This is a genomic window from Stenotrophomonas sp. YJH_SMC_131 (assembly GCF_059367975.1).
The window spans coordinates 547,277-559,892 of the sequence record NZ_JCAFRJ010000002.1; the positions used below are offsets into that span (position 1 = coordinate 547,277).

Below are 12,616 nucleotides of genomic sequence, written 5' to 3' on the forward strand. Positions count from 1 at the left end.
ATCAGGGCAGAGGGGAGCGGCGCCGGGCGCCGCGACGAAAGGCGGGTTCAGCGCAGCACGCCGGGCAGGCCGGGGGCCTGGTTGAGGGTGCTGCGGCTGCTGATGTCGAAGCTGCGCTGCTTCTTTTCCTGCGGCGTGGCCGCCACCGTTCCCTTCAGGGCGTAGGCCAGGGTGCGGTTGCTGGCCAGCGCGTCGGCCACCACCAGGCGCGCGGTCGAGCTGGGCACGAGGTCGACATTGATGACGTCGGCGGAGGTGCCGCCGATGGAGATGCCGGGCTTGACCTGCAGGGTGCCGGCATCGCTGTCGCCGACGGTCAGCGCCAGTGAGACATCATCGAAGGTCATCGGCATCGAGCTGAAGTTCTGCAGGCGCAGGGCCACGGTCCAGTTGCCGTCGGCACGCACGGTCAGCTGCTGCAGGCTGGCCGCCGGTTCCGAAACACGCTTGACGATGCCGTCGCTGCAGGCAACAAGGGCGAGGGTGCACAGGACGATCAAGGCGGTACGGAAGCGGTGGAGCATGGGCGCAAGTCCTCTGGAGGGGGTGCGTTGGGGTAAGCATACTACGGCGTATGGTTTTATGGATCGCCCGGAGCGACCCGTCCGCAGAGGGTAGCGCGTGAAGATGGCGGTCGGGCATGCACAACGCCGGATGGCGCGCGCACGATGCGCCGGATGCGAAGCGGTTCAGTCGGCCGCGGGATCGCGCAGCGGGGCCATCAGGCGCAGTGGCCCGAGGTCGTACCCCATCGACTCGGCCTTGGCTTTCAACTGTTCGAACCGATCGCGCTCCATCTCCGGCAGGCGCGAGAGGATCCACAGATACTTGCGGCCGGGTTCGCCGACCAGGGCCCATTGATAGTCCGGGTCCAGCGCCAGCACCCAGTAGTCGGCCCAGACCAGGGGCGCCCAGCTCAGCCAGTCGGGGACGAAGCGCACCTGCAGTTGCCCGGGATGGCCGGCCACCGGGCGTGCCACGCCTTCGGCGACCACGCGCTCGCCGTCACCCTTGCGGCAGGCATTGGTGACGCTGATGCGGCCGTCGCGGCGCAGGCCATAGTTGGCGGTGATGTCGCCCACGCACTGCTTCTGGAACGAGACTGGAAGATGCGCGATCTCGTGCCATTGGCCCGCGTAGCGATCAATGTCCAGGTGCTCGACCGCGCGCACCGGTTCAGTGGCGATCACCGGGAAGGCGGCCAGCAGCAGGCAGGCGAGCAGGGCGGGGCGCAGATGCATCGGCAGGCTCCAGGCAGGAGTCTGGAGCGTAGGTGCCGCGGCCCGTGCCGGTGTAAATGTTTCGTCAACCGAGCCACGGTGGTCGCCGCTTGCGCGAAGCGCGAATAAAAAAAAGACCTGCATTTCTGCAGGTCTCTGAAGATGGTGGCCGAAGACGGAATCGAACCGCCGACACGGGGATTTTCAATCCCCTGCTCTACCAACTGAGCTACTCGGCCAAATTGTGTGGCTACCGCGGTGAGTGCGGTTTCCGGAAAAAAAAGACCCGCATTTCTGCAGGCCTTCGAAAGTGGTGGCCGAAGACGGAATCGAACCGCCGACACGGGGATTTTCAATCCCCTGCTCTACCAACTGAGCTACTCGGCCACATGTTTCGTTGCAGCGAGGTCGCTGCCAAGGACGCGTATATTACGGAGGTCGGCTGCCTTCGGCAAGCGTTTTGCCAAGATTTCTTCACATTGCCCTCTGCGCGCTCGCAAGTGCTTGATCCTCCGTTGTGGGGCGGGGCGTGCCCCATCGATTGTCGTCTGCGGTGGAAATCAGCAGGTCGCCGCGTTCGCCAAAGCTGCAAGGGCAGGGGGTGCGCCGGACCCGCGCGGGTCCGGGCAATGGAACGCTGTTTTCGTGGCCGCCATCGGGGATCGCCGCAGCGTAGTGTCGGCAGTCCTTTCCCGATGCTGGCAACAGCAGAGACCTGGCCATGTCCGATTCCTCCACCGCGTCCCGCATCGTGCTTGCCTCGCGCCCGCAGGGGGCGCCAAATGCAGCCAATTTCCGCCTGGAACAGGTTGCGCTGCCGGCACTGGCCGAGGGCGAAGTGCTGCTGCGCAACCGCTACCTTTCGTTGGACCCGTACATGCGAGGACGCATGGACGAGGGCCCGTCGTATGCCGCGCCGGTGGCGGTAGGGGCGGTGATGGAAGGCCAGACCGTGGCCGAGGTGCTGCAATCCAAGGCCGAGGGCGTAACCGCAGGCGAGCTGGTGCTGGCGCCGGGTGGCTGGCAGACCCACGCGGTGCTGCCGGCCAAGGCGCTGGGGCGTCGTCTGGATCCGGCCGGGCTGCCGCTCAGTACGGCGCTGGGGGTATATGGCATGCCCGGCTTCACCGCCTATTCCAGCCTGCATGAAATCGCCCGTCTGAAGCCGGGCGAGACGTTGGTGGTAGCCGCCGCGACCGGGCCGGTGGGCGCGACCGTGGCGCAGCTGGCCAAGCTGCAGGGCGCGCGCGTGGTCGCCATCGCCGGTGGCGAGGCCAAGCGTGCCTATCTGCAGACGCTGGGCGTGGACGTGGCGCTGGATCATCGCGTGGCTGATTTTGCGGACCAGCTGCGCGCGGCAGTGCCTGCGGGCATCGACGTGTACTTCGAGAATGTCGGCGGCCATGTGCTGGATGCGGTGCTGCCGCTGCTCAACGACTTCGCCCGCATTCCGGTCTGCGGCACCATCGCTACCTACAACGAGCGGGGCGTCGAGCAGCCTGGCCCGGATCGGCTGCCGTCACTGTTCAGCCAGATCCTGCGCCAGCGCCTGACCGTGCGTGGTTTCATCGTGCACGACTTCAACCACCTGTGGCCGGACTTCGAACGCGAGATGCCGCAGTGGCTGCGCGAGGGCCGCATCCAGTACCGCGAGGATGTGGTGGAAGGTCTGGAGAAGGCGCCGGAGGCGTTCTTCGGGCTGTTGCAGGGGCGCAACTTCGGCAAGCTGGTGGTGAAGCTGGATTGAGTGCTTGGTGGGTGTGCCGACCAAGGTCGGCGGCTATCGGGTGGCGTCAGCCGTTGGCGACCTTTTCCCGGCGCAGCAGTTCGCGCTTGCGCGCAACGCCCCAGGCATAGCCGGACAGGTCACCGTCGCGGCGCACCACGCGGTGGCAGGGCACGGCTACCGCCAATGGATTGCTCGCGCAGGCACGTGCCACCGCACGACTCGAGCGTGGTGCACCGATATGCGCGGCAATATCCGCATACGACGCGGTCTGGCCGCGCGGAATCTGCTGCAGTGCCTGCCATACCCGCTGCTGGAAGGCGGTGCCGCGGATATCCAGCGGCAGTGTGGCGCCTCGCGAGGGATCCTCGACCAGGCCCACCACCTGTGCCACCAGTTGCTCATAGCCGTGGTCGGCACCGACCAGTTCGGCCTGGCGGAAGCGTTGCTGCAGTGACTGCAGCAGCGCCTCCGGATCGTCGCCGAGCAGGATCGCGACCACGCCGGTGGCGCTGCTGGCCACCAGCACGCTGCCCAGTGAGCTTTCGGCAAGCGCGAAGTGGATGACTTCGCCGCGACCACCTGCGCGCCATTGCTTGGGAGTCATGCCCAGCAACTTCGGTGCGTTCTCGTAGAAGCGCCCGCTGGAGCCGAAGCCGGCATCGTGGAAGGCATCGGTGATGCGCTCCTGCTGTTCGAGCCCGGTGCGCAGGCGGCCGGCGCGCAGCGCGGCAGCGTACTGCTTGGGGGTCAGCCCGGTGGCCTGTTTGAACAGGCGATGCAGGCGCGTCGGGCTGCAGCCGGCGATGTCGGCCAGCTCCTGCAGCGAGGGCTCGTCGAGGCTGGCCTGCAGATGGCGGCAGACCCGTTCGACGCGGGCGTCGAGGGCGGTGGTGGCGGTGCTGTCCATGGGAGGATTCTGGCACGTGCCGGTTCTGCGGAAACTCCGTTTCCTGCACCTGGCCGCGAGGCCCGGAAACGGAGTGTTGGTGGGCCGGAGGCGCGGCATCGTGGCGGCCACTCCACAACCGGTACCACCCTCATGCGCCTGAACAACAAGATCGCCCTCATCACCGGTGCCAGCGCTGGCATTGGTCGTGCCAGCGCCCTGCGCTTTGCTGCCGAAGGGGCAAAACTGGTGCTCAATGCGCGGCGGCCGCAACCGCTGCACGCACTGGCCGAGCAGATCCGTGGCGCCGGCGGCGAGGTGGTGATGCATGCCGCCGATGTGGCTGATCCGGGCACGGCGCAGGCGCTGGTGGATCTGGCCCAACAGTCATTCGGAGGCCTGGACATCGCGCTCAACAATGCCGGCATGCTCGGCCCCGGCGTGCCGGCAGCAGAGTTCCCGGCGGATGCGTGGCGCGAGGTGATGGCCACCAATCTCGACGCCGCCTTCCATGCCGCACGCGCGCAGTTGCCGGCATTGCTGGCACGCGGGGGTGGCTCGCTGGTGTTTGTCGGTACCTTTGTCGGCCATACCGTGGGCTTCCCGGGCATGGCCGCCTACGCGTCGAGCAAGGCCGGACTGATCGGCCTGAGCCAGGTGATCGCCGCCGAGTACGGCGCGCGTGGCGTACGCAGCAACGTGCTGCTGCCTGGCGGTACCGATACCGAGATGGGCCGGCAGGCCGCACCCACCGGCGATGCTCGCGACTTCGTGCGCTCGCTGCACGCACTCAAGCGCATGGCCGAGCCGGAGGAGATCGCCAACGCGGCGCTGTTCCTGGCCAGCGATGAAAGCAGTTTCGTTACCGGTACCGCGATGCGTGTTGAAGGTGGAGTGTCGATCACCCGTACCTGAGCGGCGTCATGAGCGCGGCGTGTAGCGGATACCGCTGCTGGCCATGAAGCCTTTCGGGTCGAACCGGGCCCATGCCTCGCCCCACTCGAACCGGGCGCGGCCACCTGCCAGTTTGCGCCCCAGAGCCGTGGCCAAGGTGCGACGCATGAAAGCGACTTCGGCATCGATCGCGACCTGGGTCGGCCAGCCGTCTTCCAGTGTCGCACCCGGCAGATCGACGCCGATCGTCACCATGTCGAGCTGTTGCCCGTGGAAGCACAGGCTGATGCCGGCGGGCGCACCGCCCAGACTGACCCGGTGCAGGCTGAGCCAGTGATAGCCGGTGCCGGCATCGCGCTCGCCATGCATCAGCGTGGCGAAGGCGATGCGCGCCTCCTCCAGTGAAAGGGTGGGGCAGATCAACGTCGTCAGGTGGCCGAGCTGGATGCTGCCGTCCGCTGGATCGAGGCGCATTGGCAGCGTACGCGCGGCGTGCTGGGCGGGAGGTGACATCGCGGACTGGCTGGGCATGTTGGTCCGGATTCTGCAGAGCCGTGAGCTGCGGCGGCAAGCGGAACTGCACACGCTGTTCGCGCGGGCCTGACCTGCGGATCACTGCGCAGCCTCTAGCGTGAAGTCCTGATCGGCCTTCGCCGGCACAGGAGACTTCGATGAGCGAGCGCGACAAAGACCCTGGCGATCCGAAACAGGGCGTACAGGAAAGCCGTCAGGACAGGGCGCAGGAGGACGTGGCAAAGCAGCGGCCGGGGCAGCGCGATCAGCAGGTGCGTGATACGCATTCGCGTGGTCCACGCCGCAAGGACGGGGATCAGGAACCTGCCTGACTCGTGATCGATGCAAGAAAAAACCCGCAGATCGCGACGATCGGCGGGTCTTCTTAATGAGTGGTGGAGCCAAGGAGGATCGAACTCCTGACCTCGTCATTGCGAACGACGCGCTCTCCCAGCTGAGCTATGGCCCCACGGCAGGGCTTCAGTGTATCCAACTGGCTGCGCCTTGCCAAGCCGATCCGGGATGTGCCGGACGGCGTGGCATGAAGGCGTGCACTGTGCCGAAACCGTCCGGTTTGTCGGGCCCGGATGCCGCGCAACGAAATCGTAACAATTTGGGGGATAATGGCGGCTTGCGCAGTTCTCCTCCTTTTTGCCGCCCGGCTCGCGCAGGCCGCACGGACGCCTCCTCAGAGCATTCCATGCCCTCCCATTCCGATTCCCGCCGCCTGTCGGGTATGTCGTCTTCCTTCGTTTCCTTCCGCCGCCATCCGCTGGCCCTGGCCTGTGCCGGCCTGGCCCTGGTCGGCAGCTTTGGTGCCGCCGCGCAGGACAGCGCGCCGACCCCGACGGGCCTGGACACGATCACCGTGACCGCCGAGCACCGCGAGCAGAACCTGCAGGAAGTGCCGGTCTCGGTGGGCGTGGTGCAGGGCGAGCGCATGCGCGACTTCACCGCCGGCGGCGACGACACCCTGCTGGCGCTGTCCGGCCGCGTGCCGAGCCTGTATGCGGAAACCACCACCGGCCGCATCTTCCCGCGCTTCTATATCCGCGGCCTGGGCAACATCGACTTCTACCTGGGTGCCTCGCAGCCGGTGTCGATCATCCAGGACGACGTGGTGCTGGAGCACGTGGTGCTGAAGTCCAACCCGGTCTATGACGTGGACCAGGTGGAAGTGCTGCGCGGCCCGCAGGGCTCGCTGTTCGGCCGCAACACCACCGCCGGCATCATCAAGTTCGACACGCTGAAGCCGACCCAGGACTACACCGGCCGCGTCAGCGCCAGCTATGCGACCTACAACAGCGTGTCGATCGACGGCGGCTTTGGCGGCCCGATCAACGACATCGCCTCGTTCCGCGTGTCGGCGCTGTACCAGCACCGCGACGACTACGTTGACAACACCTACAAGGGCCCGAGCGCTGACGGCACGGTCAGCCCGAAGAAGAACGCCATGGGCGGCTTCGATGACCGCAACGTGCGCGCGCAGCTGCTGCTGACCCCGAGCGACCAGTTCTCGATCCTGGCCTCGGCCCACGCCCGTGATTACGAAGGCACCTCGACCCTGTTCCTGCGTGGTGCGCTGACCAAGGGCTCGAACAAGACCGACGTGCCGCGCGACCAGGTCGCCTACGACGAAGCCGACAACAACCCGCAGGCCTACAAGACCTACGGTGGCTCGGTGAAGGCGCGTTACGACTTCGGCGCGATCGACTTCACCTCGATCACCGCCTACGAAACCACCTCCGGCTACAGCCGTGGCGACACCGACGGCGGCGCTGCGGTGAACTTCCCGGTCAACGGCGTGCCGAACGGCTACGGCCAGTCGATGGGCCGCATCCGCGACCTGGACCAGTGGACCCAGGAATTCCGCCTGGCCAGCCATGACGACAGCGCCCTGCAGTGGCAGGCCGGTGCGTTCTACTTCAACGGCAGCGACACCACCGACTTCTACCAGCGTGCGTGGTTCCTGCAGGGTGCGGCCCGCAACCCGAACAACTGGGTGCGCCTGCGCAACAAGAACACCTCGTGGGCCGGTTTCGGCCAGCTGAGCTACGCCTTCACCGACAAGTTCACCGTCACGGCCGGCCTGCGCCAGACCAAGGACGAGAAGCACACCCGCCTGCTGAAGACCGCTGACACCGCCGCCGGCGTGGTGACCTACAAGGGCCGCACCGACGTCAAGATGTCCGACACCACCCCGAGCTGGGATCTGAGCGCGATGTACCAGATCACGCCGGACGTGAGCGTCTATGCGAAGGTCGCACGCGGCTTCCGCGGCCCGACCATCCAGGGCCGTTCGGCGGTGTTCAATGCCGACTTCACCACCGCCGATTCCGAGACCATCCTGTCCTGGGAAGCCGGCGTGAAGAGCAGCCTGTGGGACAATCGCCTGCGCCTGAACGCCACCGCGTTCACCTACACCGTCAATGACATCCAGCTCAACGGCAACGATTCGGACGGCAACGGCGTGCTGTTCAATGCCGACAAGGCCAAGGCCTACGGTTTCGAAGCGGACATGGAGCTGCGCCCGATCCCGAACCTGACCCTGAGCGCCGGCGTCAGCCTGCTGCACAGCGAGATCAAGGACAAGCGCGTCTACGCGCAGGTCTGCGGCCTCAACGGCAAGGTGGTGTGCACGGTGAATGACCCGACCATCAAGGTCGGTGCCAACACCTTCGCGCAGATCGACGGCAACCCGCTGCCGAACGCGCCGAAGTACAACGTCAACCTGGCCGCCCGCTACGACTTCCCGGTCAGCGACGCGGGCACCATGTTCGTGTCCACCGACTGGAACAAGCAGGGCTACACCAGCTTCGTGCTGTACGACAGCAAGGAGTTCAACTCCAAGGGTGATTTCGAGGGCGGCCTGAAGATCGGCTACTCGGGCAACTACGGTGCCTATGAAGTGGCGCTGTTCGCGCGCAACATCACCAACGAGAAGAACCTCAAGGGTGTGATCGAGAACTACATGGCCGCGGTCTACAACGAACCGCGCACCGTCGGTGTCTCGTTGAACATGAACTGGTAAGGCTTACCCCGTCGTGTAACGGAAACGGCGCTCATCGAGCGCCGTTTTTCGTTGCTCGGCATCATCCGTGCTCACGGCGTGGCGCTGACGCCCTTGCCCAGCGCTGCATCGGACGGCGCACTGGGGCCCAGCACCTGCAGCTGCATCGCCTCCATCCGCTCCAGTACCTTGCGCTGCTTGCCGTTGAGGCCGCGCGAGGTGATTGCGATGTGCTTGCGTGCAGCGTCCAGCGGCGCGGGTTGGTAGTGCACCGTGAAGCGGCGCAGGGCGCATCCCGTCAGCTTGTCGACCGGTGCGCAGTCGTTCGCGTTGAAATCGATATCGCCGTCGGCGGCAACAATGAAGGGGCTGAGCAGGATCTGCCCTTCGCGGGCAGTGAAGGCCAGTGGCGCGTGGGCCTTGGCAATGACCGCCTGGATGCGTACGGCAGGGATGTCTTCAGGGACGATCCTGTCATCCCAGTAGCCTTCGGTCGGGCGCGAGGTTTCGTAGTTCTGGGTGCCCCATGCCACGCAGTTGCCGGAGGCCACATGCACCGAGATGCAGACCTGCTGGGAGTGCTGATCGGTCAGGACGCCGGGTGGTACCCAGACCTTCTTCCAGGAATAGAAACGGTAATCGACGTCGGCCAGGCGGGTGGCGCCGATGTCCTTCGATACTTCGTCCGTAGCCCCCAGCGGCTTCAGCTTGGCCACGCGGGTGTTCAGGCGGTAGTTCTCCGCACCGTTCAGCAGATAGGTGCCCGGCGGAATCAGATGCACCTCGAACACGTCCATCAACACCGTCCGCTGCGGGCCGGTTTCCAGTTCGTTGGTGTTGAACAGCTGCACATAGCCCTGGGAGGGAATGTCCTTGTGCTGGAAGGACACCCGCGTCGAGAACCCGGGCAGGTCGGTCGAGCGCTTGCCCAGATGAAAGCCGGGGACCGGAGAGCCGATGCCTGGCCCGCCGTTGTGCACGACATACGGGGCCGGCACCAGCACGGCAACCAGACCGTCGCGGGTGGCACCGTCAATGATGTCCACCAGCTTGGCTGTGTTCTCCCTTTCCTGTGCATAGGAAAGCGGTGCGGCCTGCCCAGAGCATGCCAGGCCCAACGTGGTTAGCAGCAGTGCGCAGGCGGTCGCGATCTTGAGGGTCTGCATCGACGTCTCCTTGTCAGTACCGGTAAACCCTAGCACGGCCCCTGCAGGCTCAAGGTGCATGGCGCCGGCGTGGTCCGGCGCCCGGTGCTTCAGCGTGCCGGCAGCAGCGCCTGCAGCCGCGCTTCCAGCTCTTGCTGGCGCCAGCCGGCCAGTGCGGCCGGCCACTGGCGGCGTTCCAGATAGCTTTCCAGATGCTTGCGTGAGGCCAATACGCCATCCGGCAGGCCCAGTTCGCGGCTGCGCTCGGCGACCGCGTCCTGCAGCTTCTTCAGTGCCTGCTTGTTGCTGTCGTTGGCCGGCAGCGCCAGCGGTGCTTCGGCCTCATCGGCCAGCGGCGTATCCAGCGCCTGCCACACAGCGCCCGCGAGCTTGCGCGGTGCCTTCGGGAACTGTTCGAACAGCTTGCCCAGTGCGGCGGCATCGGCCGGTGGCGTGCGTGCCAGCGTGGCGGCCAGTTCGTTGTCCAGGATCCAGCTGCGCGGGCGGTCGCTGCTGCGTGCCTGCACATCGCGCCAGCGCAGCAGACGCAGCAGCCGATGCTGTGCGGCCGTGTCGAGGAACTGCGCCGAGCGCATCGCCAGGTGCGGCCAACGGTCTTCGTCATTGGCGACGCTGGCCAAGAGGCGCTCGCCGTCGTCGTGCAGCCACTGCTGGCGGCCCAGCGCCTGCAACCTGGCATCGATGGCGTCATGCAGCGCGAACAGGTGCTCGACATCGTCGGCGGCGTACTGCAGCTGCGACTCGGACAACGGGCGGCGCATCCAGTCCGAACGGGTTTCGCCCTTGGCCAGCGCCACGCCGGTGATTTCCGCGACCAGCTTCTGGTAGCCCATACCGCCACCGATGCCGGCCAGCGAGGCGCCGATCTGGGTGTCGAACAGCGGACGTGGCAACACGCCGCAGGCCCACTTGAAGGCGACCAGGTCTTCGCTGGCGCTGTGCATCACCTTGACGATCGATTCATCGGCCAGCCACGGCGCCAGCGCCTCCGTCATGCCGGGAATCAGGGGGTCGATCAGCAGGATGTCCTGCCCGACCGCCATCTGCACCAAGGCCAACTGCGGCCAGAAGGTGCGTTCACGGATGAATTCGGTGTCCAGGCCGATGCGGGCCGGACGCTGCTGGAAGTACGGATCCAGCTCGGCGGGGGTGGTGATCCAGATTGCCACGGGTCAGGGCCTACTACTCGGGTTTGCTCAGGCAGGGGAGAATAGCCTAACGTCGGTCCGCATCCGTGCCGAAGGAGATCCTGCTTGCGTTTTCCGCTGTCGTCCGTGCTGTGCACCGCCCTGGCCCTGGCCGGCTGCACGCCGTCGCCCTCGGCGACACCGGAGCCGGGACCGGCTGCTGGCGAAGACGCACGGCCGCAGCAAGGCATGCAGGCGGACGCGACGCAGGAGGCGGCGCAGGGCAGCGTCACCATCGCCGGTGAGGATGCCGCCGAGGATGTGCAGCGGTGGACGCCACCGCGGGTCGATCGGCAGGGGCGCAGCCTGGCCCAGCTGCGTCGCGCGGCCGAGAAGGCGTTCGCCGAAGGGCGCCTGTACGAGGACGCCGACGCGGCGGTTCCGCTGTGGCTGGCGGTGCAGGAAGAAGACCCGGATGACCGCCAAGCCCGCAACGGCCTGCAGCGCGCCCGCCAGCGCCTTCAGCAGCAGGCCGATGCCCTGCTGGTCCGGCCGCTGCAGCAGCGCGAGGCGCTGGCCGAGGCCAGCCGCCAGGCACTGGTGCTGCTGACCCTGGCGCCGAAGGATGAGAAGGTTCGCGCGCTGCAGGGACGGGTGGAGCTCGCCCAGCGCGTGGTGGCCTACAACCGTGCCGGCGAGGAAGACCTGCGTTCGGGGCGGATCGGTGAGGACGGTGACGGAGCGATCGGCAACTTCCGTGAAGCGCTGGCCCTGGATGAACACAACAGCCGGGCACGGCAGGGCCTGGCGGCGGCCGAGAGTGGCCTGATCCGCCGTGCCGAGGACGCGGCGCGGGTGCGTGACTTTGCCAGCGCCGGCACCTGGCTGGCCGAAGCCAGCAAGGTCCGTGACTCATCACCGGCCATTGCCGATGCCTTCGAACGTATCGAACAGATCCGCGCGGCGGCACTGCTGCAGCTGCGCGATGATGGCCTTCGCGAACTGGCGACGCCACAGGGCCTGAAGCCGGCGCGCGAGAAGCTGGCCGAGGCCCTGCGCATCGCCTTGCCAGGGGATGCGGTGGTGGCCCAGTTGCGCGAACGCATCGACCTGGCCACCCATTACGGCAGCTTCCGTCCCGGGCAGGTGTTCAGCGACGCCATGCGCGATGGCGGGCGCGGCCCGCAGATGATCGTGGTGCCGCATGGTGGCTTCCAGATGGGCGCGGGTGATGCCGAGCCCGGTGCCAGCGATGCCGAGCGGCCCTCGCATTATGTGCGCTTCGACCGCGGGTTTGCGATGGCGATCACCGAGATCACGGTCAGTGATTTCGAGCGCTATGTGAAGTCGACCAATGCGCGGCCGCGTGCGACCCGGCGCGGCCACTCGGTGGTCTATGACGAGCGCAGCGGCAATTTCATCCGCCGCAGCGGTGTGGACTGGCGTTCCGATTACGATGGCGCGCGCGCACTGGGCAATTCGCCGGTGATGCATGTGAGCGTGCGTGATGCCGAAAACTACGCGGCGTGGCTGTCCGAGCAGACAGGACGCAGCTACCGGCTGCCCAGCGAGGCCGAATTCGAGTACGCGCTGCGTGCCGGCAGCAGTGGCCGTTATCCGTGGGGCGACGCCGGCACGCCGCCGCCCGGCGCTGGCAACTTCACCGGCAGCAAGGATGTCTCGCCCTCGGGGCGGCACTGGCACAACGCCTTCGTCGGCTATGGCGATGGCTGGTGGGGGCCCGCGCCGGTGGCCAGTTTCCAAGCCAATGCCTTCGGCCTGCACGACATGGCCGGCAATCTCAGCGAGTGGGTGGCCGACTGCTGGCATGCCAGCTACCGGCGTGCGCCGTCCGATGGTGTCGCCTGGTTCAACCCGGGCTGCCGGTCGCGGGTGATCCGGGGCGGCAACTGGGCCAATGCGCCCGAGCAGACCCGTGCGGCCTGGCGGCAATCGCAGGACTCGGACACCACCAACGCGCGCATCGGCTTCCGTCTGGTGCGGGGCATCTGAGCATCGGGCTTCACCCGCTGCTGGCGTCCGCGCACTAAGATTGCGCCGTGCCCGCCGG

11 protein-coding genes and 3 tRNA genes are annotated in these 12,616 nt (G+C 66.9%); 5 read left to right on the forward strand and 9 right to left on the reverse strand.

Features of this window, described 5'->3' with window-relative positions; all coding sequences use genetic code 11:
* Positions 1–47: 47 nt before the first annotated feature.
* The 4 genes from AC5P56_RS06310 to AC5P56_RS06325 form a co-directional block, all read right to left on the reverse strand.
* Complete coding sequence (locus tag AC5P56_RS06310) at positions 48–524, reverse strand: LEA/WHy family protein (protein ID WP_049442392.1); 477 nt, start codon at positions 522–524, stop codon at positions 48–50.
* 165 nt (positions 525–689) lie between these two features.
* The gene (locus AC5P56_RS06315; RefSeq protein WP_049405026.1) at positions 690–1,241 is read right to left on the reverse strand and encodes a lipocalin family protein; all 552 of its coding nucleotides are present in this window, start codon (positions 1,239–1,241) and stop codon (positions 690–692) included.
* Positions 1,242–1,383: 142 nt separating this feature from the next.
* A tRNA-Phe gene (locus AC5P56_RS06320) sits at positions 1,384–1,459 on the reverse strand.
* 72 nt (positions 1,460–1,531) lie between these two features.
* A tRNA-Phe gene (locus AC5P56_RS06325) sits at positions 1,532–1,607 on the reverse strand.
* A 334-nt stretch (positions 1,608–1,941) separates the two neighbouring features.
* Between AC5P56_RS06325 and curA the strand changes: the two genes are divergently transcribed.
* Entirely contained in the window at positions 1,942–2,967 is a 1,026-nt protein-coding gene (gene curA / locus AC5P56_RS06330; RefSeq protein WP_049442393.1) for an NADPH-dependent curcumin/dihydrocurcumin reductase, read from the forward strand.
* 46 nt (positions 2,968–3,013) lie between these two features.
* Here the strand turns inward: curA and AC5P56_RS06335 are convergent, their stop codons facing one another.
* On the reverse strand, positions 3,014–3,856 hold the full coding sequence (locus AC5P56_RS06335) for a bifunctional transcriptional activator/DNA repair enzyme AdaA (RefSeq protein WP_495231496.1): 843 nt from the start codon (positions 3,854–3,856) through the stop codon (positions 3,014–3,016).
* Positions 3,857–3,988: 132 nt separating this feature from the next.
* On the opposite strand from AC5P56_RS06335, the gene AC5P56_RS06340 reads away from it, so the two are divergent.
* A complete protein-coding gene (locus AC5P56_RS06340) occupies positions 3,989–4,750 on the forward strand; it encodes an SDR family oxidoreductase (protein WP_014647822.1) in 762 nt (253 codons plus the stop codon).
* A 6-nt stretch (positions 4,751–4,756) separates the two neighbouring features.
* Here AC5P56_RS06340 and AC5P56_RS06345 read toward each other — a convergent pair whose 3' ends face one another.
* Complete coding sequence (locus AC5P56_RS06345) at positions 4,757–5,242, reverse strand: hypothetical protein (RefSeq protein WP_075076317.1); 486 nt, start codon at positions 5,240–5,242, stop codon at positions 4,757–4,759.
* A gap of 158 nt (positions 5,243–5,400) precedes the next feature.
* Between AC5P56_RS06345 and AC5P56_RS06350 the strand changes: the two genes are divergently transcribed.
* Positions 5,401–5,574: a hypothetical protein gene (locus AC5P56_RS06350; RefSeq protein WP_006457496.1), complete on the forward strand. Its 174-nt coding sequence runs from the start codon at positions 5,401–5,403 to the stop codon at positions 5,572–5,574.
* Positions 5,575–5,635: 61 nt separating this feature from the next.
* Here AC5P56_RS06350 and AC5P56_RS06355 read toward each other — a convergent pair.
* Positions 5,636–5,711 (reverse strand) — tRNA-Ala (locus AC5P56_RS06355).
* A 231-nt stretch (positions 5,712–5,942) separates the two neighbouring features.
* On the opposite strand from AC5P56_RS06355, the gene AC5P56_RS06360 reads away from it, so the two are divergent.
* Positions 5,943–8,273, forward strand: a complete 2,331-nt coding sequence (locus AC5P56_RS06360; protein ID WP_046431763.1) for a TonB-dependent receptor — start codon at positions 5,943–5,945, stop codon at positions 8,271–8,273.
* 71 nt (positions 8,274–8,344) lie between these two features.
* On the opposite strand, the gene AC5P56_RS06365 is transcribed toward AC5P56_RS06360, so the two are convergent.
* Together AC5P56_RS06365 and rnd are read right to left on the reverse strand one after the other, a co-directional pair.
* Entirely contained in the window at positions 8,345–9,418 is a 1,074-nt protein-coding gene (locus AC5P56_RS06365; protein ID WP_495231497.1) for a hypothetical protein, read from the reverse strand.
* 89 nt (positions 9,419–9,507) lie between these two features.
* A complete protein-coding gene (gene rnd / locus AC5P56_RS06370; protein WP_014647819.1) occupies positions 9,508–10,587 on the reverse strand; it encodes a ribonuclease D in 1,080 nt (359 codons plus the stop codon).
* Between the two features lie 84 nt (positions 10,588–10,671).
* Here rnd and AC5P56_RS06375 point away from each other — a divergent pair, with 84 nt between their 5' ends.
* Positions 10,672–12,558, forward strand: a complete 1,887-nt coding sequence (locus tag AC5P56_RS06375; RefSeq protein ID WP_329768322.1) for a formylglycine-generating enzyme family protein — start codon at positions 10,672–10,674, stop codon at positions 12,556–12,558.
* The last annotated feature ends 58 nt before the right edge of the window (positions 12,559–12,616 follow it).